At 73.3% G+C, this 15,547-nt stretch carries 15 protein-coding genes, 1 other RNA gene and 1 riboswitch; of the genes, 8 read left to right on the top strand and 8 right to left on the bottom strand.

Going from position 1 to position 15,547, the window contains the following annotated elements; genetic code table 11:
• Nucleotides 1-6: 6 nt before the first annotated feature.
• The 6 genes from VLY81_RS12775 to VLY81_RS12750 all read right to left on the bottom strand — a co-directional run bounded on the left by VLY81_RS12775 (nucleotide 7) and on the right by VLY81_RS12750 (nucleotide 6,619).
• Nucleotides 7-237, bottom strand: coding sequence for a hypothetical protein (locus tag VLY81_RS12775; protein ID WP_324668586.1), 231 nt, complete (start codon nucleotides 235-237; stop codon nucleotides 7-9).
• 101 nt (nucleotides 238-338) lie between these two features.
• Complete coding sequence (locus VLY81_RS12770; RefSeq protein ID WP_324668585.1) at nucleotides 339-1,655, bottom strand: ammonium transporter; 1,317 nt, start codon at nucleotides 1,653-1,655, stop codon at nucleotides 339-341.
• Nucleotides 1,656-1,863: 208 nt separating this feature from the next.
• The gene (gene thiD, locus VLY81_RS12765) at nucleotides 1,864-2,715 is read right to left on the bottom strand and encodes a bifunctional hydroxymethylpyrimidine kinase/phosphomethylpyrimidine kinase (protein ID WP_324668584.1); all 852 of its coding nucleotides are present in this window, start codon (nucleotides 2,713-2,715) and stop codon (nucleotides 1,864-1,866) included.
• A 95-nt stretch (nucleotides 2,716-2,810) separates the two neighbouring features.
• Nucleotides 2,811-2,921: riboswitch (TPP riboswitch) on the bottom strand.
• A gap of 33 nt (nucleotides 2,922-2,954) precedes the next feature.
• Nucleotides 2,955-4,043: a tartrate dehydrogenase gene (locus tag VLY81_RS12760; protein ID WP_324668583.1), complete on the bottom strand. Its 1,089-nt coding sequence runs from the start codon at nucleotides 4,041-4,043 to the stop codon at nucleotides 2,955-2,957.
• Between the two features lie 125 nt (nucleotides 4,044-4,168).
• On the bottom strand, nucleotides 4,169-5,392 hold the full coding sequence (locus tag VLY81_RS12755) for a CaiB/BaiF CoA transferase family protein (RefSeq protein WP_324668582.1): 1,224 nt from the start codon (nucleotides 5,390-5,392) through the stop codon (nucleotides 4,169-4,171).
• Between the two features lie 69 nt (nucleotides 5,393-5,461).
• Complete coding sequence (locus tag VLY81_RS12750; RefSeq protein WP_324668581.1) at nucleotides 5,462-6,619, bottom strand: acyl-CoA dehydrogenase family protein; 1,158 nt, start codon at nucleotides 6,617-6,619, stop codon at nucleotides 5,462-5,464.
• 141 nt (nucleotides 6,620-6,760) lie between these two features.
• Between VLY81_RS12750 and VLY81_RS12745 the strand changes: the two genes are divergently transcribed.
• Complete coding sequence (locus tag VLY81_RS12745; RefSeq protein WP_324668580.1) at nucleotides 6,761-7,798, top strand: patatin-like phospholipase family protein; 1,038 nt, start codon at nucleotides 6,761-6,763, stop codon at nucleotides 7,796-7,798.
• Between the two features lie 10 nt (nucleotides 7,799-7,808).
• Here the strand turns inward: VLY81_RS12745 and VLY81_RS12740 are convergent, their stop codons facing one another.
• A complete protein-coding gene (locus VLY81_RS12740; RefSeq protein ID WP_324668579.1) occupies nucleotides 7,809-9,032 on the bottom strand; it encodes a zinc-dependent alcohol dehydrogenase in 1,224 nt (407 codons plus the stop codon).
• A gap of 72 nt (nucleotides 9,033-9,104) precedes the next feature.
• Here VLY81_RS12740 and VLY81_RS12735 point away from each other — a divergent pair, with 72 nt between their 5' ends.
• From VLY81_RS12735 to VLY81_RS12715, 5 genes are read left to right on the top strand one after another with little or no spacing between them, the layout of a single operon-like run.
• Entirely contained in the window at nucleotides 9,105-9,587 is a 483-nt protein-coding gene (locus VLY81_RS12735) for an NUDIX hydrolase (protein ID WP_324668578.1), read from the top strand.
• A gap of 5 nt (nucleotides 9,588-9,592) precedes the next feature.
• Nucleotides 9,593-10,126, top strand: a complete 534-nt coding sequence (locus tag VLY81_RS12730; RefSeq protein WP_324670423.1) for a Fur family transcriptional regulator — start codon at nucleotides 9,593-9,595, stop codon at nucleotides 10,124-10,126.
• Nucleotides 10,127-10,178: 52 nt separating this feature from the next.
• On the top strand, nucleotides 10,179-11,171 hold the full coding sequence (locus VLY81_RS12725) for a metal ABC transporter substrate-binding protein (RefSeq protein WP_324668577.1): 993 nt from the start codon (nucleotides 10,179-10,181) through the stop codon (nucleotides 11,169-11,171).
• The gene (locus tag VLY81_RS12720; RefSeq protein WP_324668576.1) at nucleotides 11,168-11,944 is read left to right on the top strand and encodes a metal ABC transporter ATP-binding protein; all 777 of its coding nucleotides are present in this window, start codon (nucleotides 11,168-11,170) and stop codon (nucleotides 11,942-11,944) included. The genes VLY81_RS12725 and VLY81_RS12720 overlap by 4 nt, the downstream gene beginning before the upstream one ends.
• The gene (locus tag VLY81_RS12715) at nucleotides 11,941-12,789 is read left to right on the top strand and encodes a metal ABC transporter permease (RefSeq protein WP_324668575.1); all 849 of its coding nucleotides are present in this window, start codon (nucleotides 11,941-11,943) and stop codon (nucleotides 12,787-12,789) included. Before VLY81_RS12720 ends, VLY81_RS12715 begins: the two co-directional genes overlap by 4 nt.
• Nucleotides 12,790-12,796: 7 nt before the next feature.
• On the opposite strand, the gene VLY81_RS12710 is transcribed toward VLY81_RS12715, so the two are convergent.
• Nucleotides 12,797-13,318 carry a YbaK/EbsC family protein gene (locus tag VLY81_RS12710; RefSeq protein WP_324668574.1) on the bottom strand — a complete coding sequence of 174 codons (522 nt, stop codon included), beginning with the start codon at nucleotides 13,316-13,318 and terminating at the stop codon, nucleotides 12,797-12,799.
• Between the two features lie 105 nt (nucleotides 13,319-13,423).
• On the opposite strand from VLY81_RS12710, the gene ffs reads away from it, so the two are divergent.
• Both ffs and dnaX read left to right on the top strand, forming a co-directional pair.
• An RNA gene (ffs, locus tag VLY81_RS12705) (signal recognition particle sRNA large type) lies at nucleotides 13,424-13,688 on the top strand.
• Nucleotides 13,689-13,810: 122 nt separating this feature from the next.
• Nucleotides 13,811-15,523: a DNA polymerase III subunit gamma/tau gene (gene dnaX, locus VLY81_RS12700; protein ID WP_324668573.1), complete on the top strand. Its 1,713-nt coding sequence runs from the start codon at nucleotides 13,811-13,813 to the stop codon at nucleotides 15,521-15,523.
• Nucleotides 15,524-15,547 lie beyond the last annotated feature (24 nt).

Here is a 15,547-nt window from a genome sequence, read left to right as displayed (position 1 = left end):
GGATCCTCACAGGCCCAGCAGGCCGAGCAGACGCATCATCCCGCGGCGGAGGCGGCGGGCGAGCCGGCGGCGACGGCGTGCGGCGTCGGCGGCCATGGCCGAGCGCAAGGCCAGGGCCCACTCCTCCCGGCTGCGATACTCCCCGCGCAAGGCGGGCTCGGCGCGGGCGTACCCCTCGCGGGTCCGGGCCCGGATGGCCTCCTGCGTCCACCAGAAATTGCCGCAGGGGTCGAGCATGGACGATCCTCCCTCGGGGCGGCCCGTGGGGCGCCGCCTCGGGGAGGATCGCCGCGTCCCCTCCCTGACAGGGGTCCGTCAGCCTTCGTTCGCCCCGGGCCTCAACGCCCGGAGGCGCCCATGGCCGGGGCCGTGACCGCGCCCGGCTCCACCGGATGCCCCGCCGTGAAGTCGGGGTAGGCCACCACGCCGTGCTCGTGCACGTCGAGCCCGTGCGCCTCCTCCTCGGGGGTCACCCGCAGGCCCATGACGGCCTTGATGGCCGCGAAGGCCAGCCATGAGACGCCGAAGGTCCAGACGAAGCAGGCCACCACGGCGATGAGCTGGCTGACGAGCTGGGCCGGGCCCGCCCCGTACAACAGGCCCGTCTCCAGGTCGAAGAGCCCGACGGCCAGGGTGCCCACCGCGCCGGCCACGCCGTGCACGGGGATGGCGCCCACCGCGTCGTCCACCCGCCACGCCTCCAGGAGCAGCGTGGCACCGTACATGGTGGCGCCGCCCAGCACCCCGATGATCAGGGCCCCGATGTCGCTCACGTAAGGGGCCCCCGCCGTGATGGCGACCAAGCCGGCCAGGGTGCCGTTGAGGGCGGCGTCGACGGCGAACTTGCCCCGGTGCAGCTTGGATAGGAACAGGCCGGCCAGCGCTCCCGTGGCGGCCGCCAGGTTGGTGTTGACGGCGACCCGGGCGGCCAGGGCGGCCCGATCCCCGGTCACCCCCAGCGTGCTGCCAGGGTTGAAGCCGAACCAGCCGAACCAGAGGATGAAGACCCCGAGGGCAGCCAGCGTCAGGCTGTGGCCGGCCACGGCCGGCTCGATGCCGTTGCGGGGCCCCTGCTGGGAGAAGCGCCCCATCCGGGCTCCCACGGCCAGGACCCCGGCCAGCGCCGCCCAGCCGCCCACGCTGTGGACGACCGTGGAGCCCGCGAAGTCCTTGACGGGCACCGCGAGGCGTGCCAGCCACCCGCCTCCCCAGATCCAGTGGCCCAGGATGGGATAGATCAGCGCCGAGATGACGAAGGCGAAGGTGAGGTAGGACGCGAAGCGCGTGCGCTCGGCCATGGCGCCGCTGACGATGGTGGCGGCGGTGCCGGCGAAGACCACCTGGAACATCCAGAAGGCCTCGATGGGCAAGCCGGTCCACTCGAGCCCCGTCACCGACCAGGGGCTCGCGAAGCCGCTCGTCCCGAGCAGGCCTGCCGCAGAGGCCCCGTACATCAGGGCGAAGCCCACCAGCCAGTACGCGACGCTGCCGGCAGAGAAGTCCATCAGGTTCTTGAGGACGATGTTGCCGGCGTTCTTGGCGCGGGTGAAGCCCGCCTCCACCATGGCGAAACCCGCCTGCATGAAGAAGACGAGGAAGGCCGCCACCAGCACCCACGACGTGTCGATGGCACGGGCCAGACTCTCGGACGTCATCGCCGTCCGCCCCCTCCCTGGACAGTCGATGGATCGAGGCGTGTCATGTGCTTGTCATGTCTAAGGAGGGGAAGCGGGGTCGACGTGCGCGCGGGCGGCCATCATCTCGACACCCCCTCCGGCCTACCGAGACCGGTCCCGGCTGTTGGCGCGCATTATGGCACGGGCCGGCGGGTGTGTCAAGAGTACGTTAGATAGATGTCACGTGTTAGGCGCGGGCGACCCGACTCATCTCCCACCCCGGCCCATCCAGATCCGCACCGGCCCAATGGTGGGTGGGGCCGTGACCGGCACCCAGGGGTACGGCGGCCTGGATGGCACGGGAGACGAACTCCTTGGCCTGGCGGATGGCCTCCACCGGATCGAGCCCGCGAGCCAGGTAGGCGGCGATGGCCGCCGAGAAGGTGCAGCCCGTGCCGTGCGTGTGGGGCGTGTCGAACCGAGGGCCGGCGAGCTCCACGAAGGCGGAACCGTCGTAGACCAGGTCGACGGACTCGTCCCGCCGGTGGTGCAGGTGCCCGCCCTTGACTACCACGTAGCGAGCCCCCATGGCGTGCAGGCGTCGAGCCGCCTCTCGCATCGCCTCGGGGCCTTCGACGGCCAGGCCGGTCAGGCGGGCGGCCTCGGGCAGATTGGGCGTGAGCACCAGCGCGACCGGCAGCAGCAGCCGGCGCACGGCTTGCACGGCGTCGGCGGACAGGAGGGGATCTCCGCTCTTGGCCACCATGACGGGGTCCACCACCAGCTGTCGCAGGCCGTGGGCCCGTACCCGATCCGCCACCGCCTCCACGATGGCGGCGCTGGCCAGCATGCCGGTCTTGGCCGCGTCGACGCCGATGTCGGTGGCGACGGCGTCGATTTGCTGCGCCACCATCTCGGCCGGCACCTCGTGGACGCCCTGGACCCCCAGGGTGTTTTGAGCCGTCAGGGCCGTGATCGCGGACATCCCGTAGACGCCCAGGGCGAAGAACGTCTTGAGGTCAGCCTGGATGCCGGCCCCGCCGCCGCTGTCGGAGCCGGCGATGGTCAGCGCCCGGGGCAGCCCGACACCTTGCACCATGGCACTCTCGTGCTCCCTTCTCTTGGGGGAGGGCGACTCCCGGAGGCGAGCCGGCCAAGGCGGGCACCAGCAGGCGAGACCGCCCGGTGCAGGCGCTTCACCCGACGACGCCATCCCTACGCCGGCATGACCCGGATCAGGTTCGAGGGGTCTGCGGCCACCACCGCACTCTCAGCGCCACACGGGGCGCTCCCCCGGCGTCCTGTCGGCTTAGCCATACGACCCCGACCGGGGGACTGTCAAGGGTCCGGCACCTCATCCAGGGAGCGCACGATGGCCTGCGTCATCTCCCGGGTGGTGGCGGAGCCCCCGAGATCGGGGGTCTTGACCCCTCGCTCGGCGAGGGCGTGCTCGATGGCCGCCAGGAGCCGCCGGCCGGCCCTCGGGTGACCCAGGTGCTCCAGCATCATGGCCCCGGACCAGATCTGGCCCACCGGGTTGGCGATGCCCTTGCCGGCGATGTCGGGGGCCGAGCCGTGGATCGGCTCGAACATCGAGGGGTACTGGCGCTCGGGGTTGAGGTTGGCCGAGGGCGCGATGCCGATGCTGCCAGCGATGGCCGCCCCCAGGTCGGTGAGGATGTCACCGAAGAGGTTGGAGCCCACGACCACCCCGAAGTGGTGGGGATGGGTGACGAACCGGGCGGCCAGGGCGTCGATGTGGAACTGGTCCGTCGCCACGTCCGGGTAGCGGGCGGCCATCTCCCGGAAGACCTCGTCCCAGAACGGCATGGTATAGCTGATGCCGTTGGACTTGGTGGCCGACGTGAGCCGCCGCTTGGGATGGCGGCGCGCCAGCTCGAAGGCGAAGCGCATGATCCGCTCGACGCCCCGGCGGGTGAAGATGGACTCCTGGACGACGATCTCGTGGGGGGTGCCGGCGAAGAGGCGCCCGCCTGCGTTGGAGTACTCGCCCTCGTTGTTCTCCCGTACGACGACGAAGTCGATGTCGTCGGGCCCCCGGCCCCGAAGCGGGCTGGTGACGCCCCGCAGGAGCTTGACGGGCCGCAGGTTGACGTACTGCTCGAAGGTGCGCCGGATGGGCAGCAACAGCCCCCACAGGGAGACGTGGTCCGGCACCGAGGGGTGCCCCACGGCTCCCAGCAAGATGGCGTCGTAGCCCCGCAACTGCTCGAGCCCGTCGGGCGGCATCATCCGTCCCGTCTCGAGGTAGTGGTCGCACCCCCACGGGAATCGGTCGAAGGCGAACCGGAAGGAGCCGTCCAGGGCGGCGACCGCTTCGAGCGCCTCGAGGGCCGCGGGGACGACCTCGTGCCCGATGCCGTCGCCAGGTATGACCGCGATGCGGTGGACCTGCGCCGATGCCACCTGCTCCACCTCCGCCCTCTCGTCTGACCCGGCAGCCGGTGGCCGCCGGCTCGCCGGAGAGTTGGCGGACGAGCTCGGCGTCCCCTGCGCGCCCGCCTCGGAGCAGGTGGGTCAGGGCGGGAGGCTCACCCCGGCGCCCGGGCGGGCGGCGAGGTGGTGACGATGACGCGGCTGGCTCGGAGCTCCTCGATGGTCTGCGGCGAGAGCCCCAGCACCTCGGCCAGCACCGCCGCGGTGTGCTGCCCCAAGAGTGGGGGCGGGCCGGCCGGCGCGGCCGGGGTACGCGACAGACGCTGCAGGGGGCTTGAGACGACTGGCAGATCGCCCAGGCTCGGATGGGGCACCCGCCACACCACGCCTCGGGCGACCGCCTGGGGGTCGGCCAGCGCCTCGCCCAGCTCGTAGACCGGCGCCGCCGGCACGCCCGCCTGCCGCAGCGCCTCCAGCCAGGCCTGGCGGGGGCGGCTCCGCAAGAGCGCGGACAGGATGGGCACGAGCCGGTCCCGGTGGCGCACCCGTCCCTCGTTGGTGCGGAAGCGCTCGTCGTCGGCCAGGTCGGGGCGCCCGAGGGCCTCGCACAACCGCCGGTACTGCGCGTCGTTGCCCACCGCCACGATCAGCCATCCGTCGGCGGCCTCGAAGGCCTGGTAGGGTACGATCTGGGGATGAGCGTTGCCGACGCGGCGTGGGGAGACGCCGGTGACGAGGAAGCTCTGCGCCAGGTTGGCCATGGCCGAGAGCCCCACCTCCAGCAGGCTCAGGTCCAGGTGCTGGCCCCGCCCGCTACGCTCGCGCTCGTGCAGGGCTGCCAGGATCCCCACGGCCGCCATCATCCCGGTCATCACGTCGATCCAGGCCACCCCCACCTTGGTGGGGGGCCCGTAGGGCTCGCCGGTGACGCTCATGATGCCCGTCATGCCCTGCAGGGCGATGTCGTAGCCGGGCTCGGCAGCTCGGGGTCCGTCCTGGCCGAACCCCGTGATGGAGGCGTAGACCAGGCGCGCGTTGAGCCGGCTCAGCGACGCGTAGTCGAGGCCGTAGCGGGCCAGGTCGCCCACCTTGTAGTTCTCCACCAGCACGTCGGCCTGCCGGGCCAGTTCCCGCACCAGGGCCTGGCCCCGCGGATCCTTGAGGTCGATGGCCAGGCTCCGCTTGCCGCGGTTGACGGCGAGGAAGTAGGCGCTCTCGCCCTCGACGAAGGGCGGGCCCCAGCCCCGGGTCTCGTCGCCCCAGGGGGGCTCCACCTTCCAGACCGTGGCGCCCAGGTCGGCCAGGATCTGGGTGGCGTACGGCCCGGCCAGCACCCGGGAGAGGTCGAGTACGCGGATGCCTGCCAGCGGCGCCTCCATCGGCCCATCCCCCCGTGCCACACCCGCCGGCGTCGTCGGCCGGCCGGGTACCCCCCGTCGGCGACGCTCTCACTCCAGCGCCGACAGCCCAGTCACGTCCCGACCCACGATGAGGGTGTGGATGTCGTAGGTGCCCTCGTAGGTGTCGACGCTCTCCAGGTTGAGCATGTGGCGGATGGCGTGGTACTCCAGCGTGACGCCCGAGGCGCCCAGGATCTCGCGGGCCATGCGGGCCGCGCGCAGCGCCGCCCGGACGTTGTCGCGCTTGGCCAGCGAGACCTGCGTGTAGCGGAGCCTGCCCTCGTCCTTGAGACGACCCAGGCGCCAGGCCAGCAAGAGACCCTTGGTGTGGTCGGCCACCATCTCGGCCAGCTTGGCCTGCACCAGCTGGCGGGACGCGATGGGCTGGCCGAAGGTGACCCGGCTCCGGGCGAATTCGAGCGCCTCGGTGTAGACCGCCTCCAGGGCGCCCACGGCCCCCCAGGCGATGCCGTAACGTGCCTGGGTGAGGCAGCTCAAGGGCGCCCGCAGCCCCTCGGCCCCCGGCAACATGGCCGAGGCGGGCACCCGCACGTCGTCGAGGATCAGCTCCGAGGTGATGGAGGCGCGCAGGCTCATCTTGTGGGGGATCTCCCGAGCCGTGAAGCCGGGTCGGTCGGTGGGCACCAGGAAGCCCCGCACGACCCCCTCGTCGTCCCGCGCCCAGATGACGGCCACATCGGCGATGCTGCCGTTGGTGATCCACCGCTTGACGCCCGTCAGCAGCCAGTCGCCGCCGTCCCGCCGGGCGCGGGTGGCCATGGTGCCGGGGTCCGAGCCCCCTTCGGGCTCCGTCAGTCCGAAACAGCCCACCGCCTCGCCCCGGGCCAGGCGCGGCAGCCACTCGCGGCGCTGCTCGTCGGAGCCGTAGGCGTAGATGGGGTACATCACCAGCGCGCCCTGCACGCTGGCGAAGCTGCGCAGCCCCGAGTCGACGCGCTCCAGCTCGCACATGACGAGGCCGTAGGCGACGTTGTCGAGACCGGCGCACCCCCACTGTTCCGGCAGGTTGGCCCCCAGGAGCCCCAGCTCGCCGAAGCGGGCGATGAGGTGCCGGGGAAACTCGCCCCGCTCCCACCACTCCCGGACGTACGGCAGCGCCTCGGCGTCCAGGAACCGCCGCATCTCCTGCTGCAGCTGGCGCTGCTCGGGGGAGAGGAGATCCAGGGCGTCGAAGTAGTCCAACACGGCCCCATCACGCTCCGGGCCGGCGTTCGACGTTCGAGACCGGTTTCCCTGGCCCGGTCACCGGCTCCCGAGGCCATCGCATACCTTGGGACGGCGCTCGCGTGCGCCTCGATGGGCCAGCATCGTGGGAGGCGGGGCAGTGTGACGCAGGTGCGGACCCGACCCCTCGCGCCGCTCGGCCTGGTGCTGAGCGGGGGCGGCGCGAGGGGAGCCTACCAGGCGGGGGTGCTGCGAGCCGTGGTGGAGCGGCTCGGGCCGTCACCCTTCGCGATCATCAGCGGCAGCTCCATCGGGGCGATCCACGGGGCGATCGTGGCCGAGGGCATCGAGTCGGGCGATCTGCCCGGTGCACTGGAGGCCCTGGCGCGCACGTGGCTGGAGCTGCGGGGTACCGTGCGGATCCAGTGGCGGGGGCTCCTGTCGGCGCTGGCGCGGCTGGTGATCTGCGGTCCCAGGCCGGCCGTCTGGCGGTCGGTGCGCTCGCTGCTGGACCACGCCCGTGCCGTGGAGCGTCTCTGCCGTTTCCTCCCGCCGCAGCGTCGCCTGGGCGATTATCGCCGGGTGGAGCTCTTGGTGACCGCCGCGGACCTCAACGCGGGCAGGCCGGTGGTCTTCGACCGCTCGACGCCCGACGTGCGGGTGCTGGACGCCGTGCTGGCCTCGTCCGCGCTGCCTGTGGCCTTCCCGTCGCGCCGCATTGGGGAGCACTGGCATGCGGACGGCGGCGTCTTCGACAACGCGCCGCTGGCACCCGTCATCCGCCGGGGGGTGGCCGACGTGCTGGTGGTCGCCACCACGCCCCGCTGCGGCGGTGACGGCCCGGCGCCGGATCCCCATCCCATGCCCGACGTCTTCTCGGTGCTGCGCCGCCTCTGGCCGGTGATGCTGGACCGGCTGCTGTACGAGGACCTGCGGGAAGCCCGGCGCATCAACGAGATCGTGGCGATCATCGAGCAGAGCCCCGACCCCGACGGCCCCGTCATGCGCCGGCTCAAGGCGGCCATCGGCTACGAGAAGGAGGGGCGCCGCAAGCGAGTGGTAGGGCTGGTGGAGATCTGCCCCGGCCACGAGCTGGATCCCCCCGGCACGCTGGGCTTCGATGACCGGGAGGCCATCGCGGCGGCCATGCGGGCCGGGTACGACGACGCCCACCGGGTGCTGGCGCGGCTGGGGCCCTAGGGGACGCCCCTCAGGGTGCCAGGGCGACGCGGATCGCCCCGGAGCCTCCCTTGCGGCTGGCCGTGCGGACCGCGTCCCGCCACCTTTCCAGCGGGAACGTGTGGGTGACCATCGGCGCCAGGTCCACCCTGCCCTCTGCCATCAGCTCCAGCGCGTAGGCCATGGTGCGGATCCGCCGCCCGTCGGGCAGGCGCTCGTAGCCGTAGCAGTAGGTGCCCCGCAGCTCCAGCTCCTTGAGCCAGATGGGGGTCCAGTCCACCCCCCGGGGCATGGCGGCCAGTCCGGCCAGCACCACCCGCCCGCCGGCACGCGTGAAGCGCAGGGCGTCGCCGATGCTGGCGGCGCTGCCCACGCACTCGTAGGTGACGTCGGCGCCGCCCACGGGCACGGGCCTGCCCAGGATGGGGCGCAAGAGCCTGGCGTCCAGGAGCGACGCCAGCCGGGCATCCAGCGCCGCCCCCCGCTCGGTGACCACCTGATCCGCGCCGAGGCGGGCGGCCATGTCGGCTTGGTGCCGGTGACGCGCGACCGCCACCACCCGTATCCCTGGGACGAGGGCGCGAAGCGCTGCCACCACCCCGAGGCCCACCGTGCCCGCGCCGATGACGAGCGCCGTCTGGCCCTGGGTCGGCGGCCAGCGCAGCACGGGGTGCAGCGCCACGGCGAAGGGCTCGGCCATGAGGGCGGCTTCGTCGGAGAGCGTCTCCGGCACCGCGAGCAGCTGCGAGCGGTGGGCGACGAAGTACTCCCCCCAGCTCCCGCCCGTGTCGCGGCAGGTGCCGATGAGGGTGCCCGGCGCGAGCCTGCCCTCGGTGAAGCGATGGCAGAGCTGATAGTCGCCCCGCTGGCAGGCAGGGCACGGCGGGTCGATGCCGCGGGCCTTGCAGCCCAGGACCGGATCCACGACGACCCGCTGCCCGACCGAGAAGCCCTCGACCTCGGGGCCCAGGTGCTCGATGACGCCCACGTTCTCGTGGCCCAGGACGAAGGGGAAGGAGGCCAGGGGGGAGGTGGAGGGGCTCGTCTCCAGGAAGATGGTGTGGAGATCGCTCCCGCAGACGCCGCCGAGCCGAGTGCGGATCAGGGCCCAGTCCGGGCCGGGCAGCGGTGGCACGGGCAGCTCCCGCAGCCGGGCGGCCCCGAGCGGGCCCGTGTAGGCCTCGGGCGTCACGCGCCCGGCCAGGCGCGCCGCTACGTAGCGGGGGATGGTCACGTCGAACTGGACGGCCTTCACGGCCAGGCACCTTCGTCTCCCGGCGGCCACTTCCTGCCGGGTGCGCGATCACCGATAGAGGGGCGGGAGAGCATGCGGGCGCCGAAGCGGATGGTGGCGTGCATCACGGTGCGGGGCGAGCCCCGTCAGTTTCCTGCCGAGGCCTTGCGGTTCAGGCCGGCCGCCTACGGCATCGCCTTGCGGGACGGGTGCGTGCTGGTGGCACGATCCCGCTTCTCGGGGCGGTGGGAGCTCCCGGGCGGCGCCGTCGCGCCGTGGGAGACGCTGGAGGAGGGGCTGCGGCGGGAGTACGAGGAGGAGACGGGGCTGCAGGTCTCGGTGAGGGCGTTCGTGGGGTTCGATCAGGGCTTCGTCGCCTTCTTCCAGCACGCCTTCAACTCGTTGCGGTTCTTCTACCGGGTCGAGGCCCCTGACGTCCCGGTCCGGGCGCAGCTCGACGAGGTGACGGAGGTGCGCTGGGTCGAGGTGGCGGCCCTCAGCGACGAGAGCATGGCCCCGGGCCACTACGCCTTCGTCCGCCGCTGCCTGGCACCCCGCGAGGAGCGGGGCCGTTGACGCCGGTGGGGGACCGGTTCATAATTGAGACGATGTCTCAATCAACTCGCCCGAGCCGTCACGACGAGACCCAATCCGGCGTCGAGCGCCACGGCATGCCGTCCGGCGAGCGCGAGGCGGCCGGGGCGGTCATGCTGGAGGCGCTGCGCAAGGCCGGCTACCGCCTGACGGCGGCGCGGCGGGCGGTCGTGGAGGCGATGCAATCGGGGGAGCACCGCAGCGCTCCCGAGATCGTCGCCGAGGTGCAGCGCAGGCATCCGGGGGTGGGCCGGGCCACGGTCTACCGGACCCTGGCCATCCTGAGCCGGCTGTGCGCGGTGCAGCCGTCCCTGTTGCGCACGGCCCAGGCCCACTACGCTGCGGCCGATGGGGGCCACCACCACCACTTCATCTGCAACAGGTGCCATCGGGTGATCGAGTTCGGGCGCTGCGACGCCGATGCCCTGGCGCTCCAGCTGGAGCGCCAGTGGGGCGTGAGGGTGCAGGGCCATCTGCTCGAGTTCTACGGGCTTTGCCCGGCGTGCGCGGGCGAGGGGTGACGCGCCGGCTCCGGGCCTGGAGCCCGAGCGGGGGGAGATAGCCATCCGTGTCATGAGACAGCGTCTCAAGAGCCTGCTCGGCGGGGCCATCGCCGCCCTCGCCGTCGGGACCGTTGCCATGGCCGCCTCGCTCATGGCCGCCTCCCTCGAGCCGGGGGCGCGGGCGGCCGCGGCCACACGGCGCGCCGTCACCTCGACCACCATCCTGGCGGACCTGGTGCGGCAGGTGGCGGGCGACGAGTGGTCCGTGGTCTCCCTGCTCCCCGTGGGGGCGGACCCGCACGCCTACCAGCCAGGCCCCGGCGATGCGCAGCGCCTGTCGGGAGCCGATCTGGTCGTGATGGTCGGGGCGGGGCTGGAGCCGGCGTCGCTGTCACGCCTGGTCGCGCACACCCCGTCGCGGGCGACGGTGCTCGAGCTGGCGCCCCGGGTGGCCCTGCGCTGGGACGATATCCCCGCCGAGCAGGGCACGGCAGCGCCCGACGGGCACGCCCACGACCACGACGAGGAGTCCGAGTGGGATCCCCACTTCTGGTGGAGCGTGCCGCGGGTGGCCATGGCCGTGGAGGTCGTCGCCGACAGCCTCGCCCGCATCGATCCGGCGGGGGAGGCGGGCTACCGCGCCCGGGCCGCGGCCTACCACGAGCGCCTGCAGGCGCTGGATGCGTGGATCCGGCAGCAGGTCGCCACCATCCCGCCCGAGCGGCGGCTGCTGGTCACCAACCACGACGCGCTGGGGCACCTGGCCGTCGAGTACGGCTTCACCCTGGTGGGCACCGTCCTGCCCGGCACCAGTACACTGGCCGAGGCCTCGGCGGCGAGCACCGCCCGGCTGCTCGATCGCATCCGGTCGCTGCCGGTCGGGGCCATCTTCGCGGAGGCGACGGCCTCCCCGGTGCTGGCCGAGCGGGTGAGCCGGGAGACCGGCCTGCCCCTGGTCACCCTCTACACCGACTCGCTGGGGCCGCCGGGCTCCGGGGCCGAGACGTACGAGGGGTACATGCGTACCAACGTCCAGCGGATCGTGGAGGCGTTGCGGCCATGAGCGACGAGTGGGAGCCCGTAGCGGGCCGGCCCGTGCTGGAGGTGGAGGGACTGACCGTCGCCTACGGCCCCCGGGTCGTCCTGCGGGACGTCACGTTCGCCGTCTTCCCGGGGGAGCGGGTGGCCGTGGTGGGGCCCAACGGCGCCGGCAAGTCCACGCTGTTCAAGTGCATCGCGGGGCTGCTGCGGCCGACGCAGGGGCGCGTCGCCCTCGCCCCGCGGGCCGAGCGTGGCGCCCCGGCCCTGGCCTATGCGCCGCAGCAGGAGGCCGTCAACTGGCACTACCCTGCTTCGGTGTGGGACGTGGTCATGATGGGGCGCTATCCCTTCTTCGGCCTCTGGCGCCGCCCGCGCCCCGAGGACCGGCGGGCCGTGTGGGAGGCCCTCGACCAGGTGGGGCTCGCCCACCTGGCGCGCACACCTATCCAGCGCCTGTCGGGCGGTCAGCAGCAGCGGGTCTTCCTGGCCCGGGCCCTGGCCCAGGGCGCGCCGCTGATGGTGCTCGACGAGCCCTTCAATGCCGTGGAGGAGGGGGCGCAGGCCGCGCTGGTGGAGGCTCTCTCGCAGCTTCGCTCACGTGGGGTGGCGGTCATGATCTCCACCCACGACCTCGACTTCGTGGCGGGCAGCCACTGGTTCGACCGGGTGCTGGTGCTCAACGGGCGGCTGCTGGCCTACGGGCCGCCGGATCGGGTCTGCGCCCGGCCCGGGGGTGGCTCGCCGCCCGCATCGTGGCCCGAGCCGGTCGTCTGCGGGGGGCGGATGGCGCCGTGAGCGCCGTGGAGGTCCTCCAGTCGGTCTGGCTGTGGCTGCGCCAGCCATTGGAGTACGGCTTCATGCGCCATGCCCTGGTGGCCGTCCTCCTGGTCGGAGGCGTGGGCGGGCTGGCCAGCACGTTCACGGTGGTGAGGGGCACGGCCTTCTTCGCCGATGCCCTGGCGCACGCGGTGCTGCCGGGCGTGGCCGTGGCATACCTGGTGGCCGGGGCGGGCAGCGCGGCCCTGTTCTGGGGTGCGCTGGCGGCAGCCCTCGTCGCATCGGCGGCCATCCACGCGGTGGCGCGGCAAGGCCACGTGCGGGAGGAGACCGCCATCGGCGTGGTGATGGCGGCGGCGCTGGCCCTGGGGGTCGCCATCATCTCGACGCGGCGGGCGTACGCGGTGGACCTGGCCCACGTGCTCTTCGGCGACCTGTTGGGCGTGGGCCCGGCCGACCTGATGCGGGCGGCCGGGCTGGCCGCGGTGGCCACCACTCTCGTGCTGGCGCTGTGGAGGCCGCTGGCCATCGTGGCCTTCGACCCCGTGCTGGCGGTGACGCTGCGGCTGCCGGTCGGATGGCTGCAGTACGGACTGCTGGCGCTGGTGGCGCTGACCACGGTGCTCGCGTTGCAGACGGTAGGCGCCACCATGACGCTCGCGCTGCTGGTGACGCCGGGGGCGGCGGCCCGACTGGTGGCGCGCAGCCTCGGCGAGATGGCCGCCCTCTCGGTGGGACTGGCCGTCGCCGGCTCCGTGGCGGGGCTCTACCTCTCCTACTATCTGGCCATCCCGTCGGGCCCGGCCATCGTCCTGGCGCTGACGGCGGCCTTCGCCGCGTTGCGGGCGGCGGCGCGCCGCTAGACGGGTCTCAGCCGCCGCCCCCGATGGCCGCCACCCGGGCTCGCGTGGCGCGGCGCAACTCTCGAGGGTCGGCGGCGAAGAGGGCCTGGGCCGTACCGGCAGCCGCCCAGACCTGCGGGTAGGCCAGCAGGGCCTCGTCCATCACGACCCGCAGCGGTCGCGCATGGCCCACGGGCGGGATGGCCCCGACGGGGAAGCCCGTCGCGGCCTCGGCCTGCGCGGGCGAGGCGGGACGGGCCGGGACGCCGAGCACCGCCTCGAGCCGCCCCAGGTCGACGCGGTGGGCGCCCGAGGCCAGCACCACCACCGGCTCGTCGCCGGCGACGAAGACCAGGCTCTTGACGATGCGGCCCACCTCGCACCCCACGGCGGCAGCCGCCTCCCTGGCGGTCCGCGTGCTGGCCCCCAAGCGCCGCAGCTCGAAGTCGACGCCTCGCTCCCGAAGGGCGTCGACCACCCGCTGCACGGGAGACGGCAGGGTAGACGAAGAGTCGGGTTGGACCGTCACCGGCAGGTACCTCCGGCCCATCCATTCGACCCGGCCACCACGGGCTCCTGGCCAGGATCCCGGGACCCCTGCAGGAAGAGGTCCGGTGGTATAATGGGGACGCCCCATCGCAAGGTATGGGCTTGGCCGTGCTAGACGGGGAGGTAGCGGTGCCCTGTACCCGCAATCCGCTATAGCGGGGTCGAATGCCCGCCCGCGGCCGGCCCCTGTGGGGTCCGGCCCCGGTACGTGGCGCTGACGGCCGGGTCTTGCGCAGCAGGGACTCACGAACCCCGCCAGGTCCGGGAGGAAGCAACGGTAAGTGAGCACCCCTGGGTGCCGCAAGGGTGCCTGGCCCGAGCTGGCGGCCGGGGTATCGCCCGGAGGGGTCGCGTCAACGGCGGGTGCACGGCCACTTCTGTCGGGCGGCTCGTCCTCCTCGCCGAGGGCGAGCCGCCCTCGCGCCGGCCCGGCATGAGGGGCGGGGCCCGGCGTCGAACTCCTGACCCGTTGGGGTCGCAGGTGAACGCTCCGTTGCAGCCGCATCTCACGCTCTACCGCAAGTGGCGCCCGCAGCGCTTCGAGCAGGTCGTCGGCCAGGCGCACGTTGTGCGCACGCTGGCGCATGCGCTGGCCCGGGGCCGCACGGCCCACGCGTACCTCTTCGCCGGGCCGCGGGGCACCGGCAAGACCACGCTGGCCAGGTTGCTGGCCAAGGGGCTCAACTGCGCCGAGGGGCCCACCCCCGAGCCGTGCAACGCCTGCGCCTCCTGCCGGCAGATCACCGAGGGCTCCTCCCTCGACGTGATGGAGATCGACGGCGCCTCCAACCGGGGCATCGACGAGATCCGGGAGCTGCGGGAGCGGGTGCGCTTCGCGCCGGCCCAGTCTCGGTACAAGGTCTACATCATCGACGAGGTGCACATGCTGACCAACGAGGCGTTCAACGCCTTGTTGAAGATGCTGGAGGAGCCTCCGCCGCACGTCGTCTTCATCTTCGCCACCACCGAGCCCCAGCGCGTGCCGGCCACCATCCTCTCCCGCTGCCAGCGCTTCGACTTCCGCCGGCTGACGGCCGACGAGCTCATCGGCCACCTCGCCGCGGTGGCGCGGGCCGAGGGGGTCGAGGCCGAGCCCGAGGCCCTGGCCCTGCTGGCCCGTCACGCCGACGGTGGCGTGCGCGACGCCCTCTCCATGCTGGAGCAGTGCATGGCCTACAGCCCCGAGCGGCTCGACGCCTCGGTGGTGGCCGAGGTGCTGGGCCTGGTGCGCCCGGAGGCGCTGGCCGAGCTGGCCCGGCACTTCGTGGACGGAGACGTGGCGGCGGGGCTGGCCCTCATCGGCCGCCTCACGGCCGAAGAGGGAGTGGACCCCCGTCTCGTGGCCAAGGATCTCTTGAGCCTGCTGCGGGATGCGGCCGCCCACAAGCTCCTGAGTGGCAAGCAGGAGGCAGGTCTCGGGGTACCGTCGCCGACCCCTGGCGCGGCCGCCCTCGGCGAGCGCTCGCCCCTGCCACGCCTGGTGGCGGCCATGGAGAGCCTCATCGCGGCCGAGCCGCAGATGCGCTGGGCGCCCGATCCCCGTCTCGTGCTGGAGCTGGCGCTGATGCGGCTGGCGAGGCCGGCCCCGGAGGCGACGCCTCCGCCGCCGAGCCGACCGGTCGCCGAGCCGTCTTCGCCCTCGGACCCGGTGCGTGCCACCGCGCCGGCGCCCTCCCCTGCGGTGTCGCCGCCGGCCGCGCCTCGACCGCAAGGGGGGCCGTTGCTGCTGGACGAGGTGCAGCGGCGGTGGGGCGACGTGCTGACCACGCTGCGCAACCAGCAGCGCCGGAGCGCCGCCAAGGTGGAGGCGTTGCTGCGAGAGGGCCGTCCCATCCGGGTCGACGGTCTGGAGATCACCATCGGCTTCCCGGAGGACAGGGCCTTCCATCGCAATGCGGTCGAGGGCGACGAGAAGGCCCGGCAGCTGGTGGAGAAGGTCTGTGCGCGGCTGTTGGGCCGCCCGGTCACCATCCGCACCGAGATCGTCAACGGGGAGTCGGCCTCGCCTCCGGAGCCCGCGGCCTCCGTGGCCGAGGAGCCGGCCGAACCTGCTCCTCCGCCGCGCCCGCCGGCGCCGCCGGCGCCTGCCCGGGTGGGCCGCCTTCGGCCGCGCCACACGAGGTGGCGGCAGCCGAGGAGCCGCCCCGGCCCGGGCACGTCCGGCGGCGGCCCGGGCGGCCCGGCGCCGGCGCGCGGAGTCCGATGAGGGCGAGTGGGACGAGGCGACGCT

It is taken from the genome of Limnochorda sp. LNt (assembly GCF_035593265.1).
GTDB classification, from domain to species: Bacteria; Bacillota; Limnochordia; order Limnochordales; family Geochordaceae; genus Geochorda; species Geochorda subterranea.
This window is presented reverse-complemented; position numbering and strand designations above follow the sequence as displayed.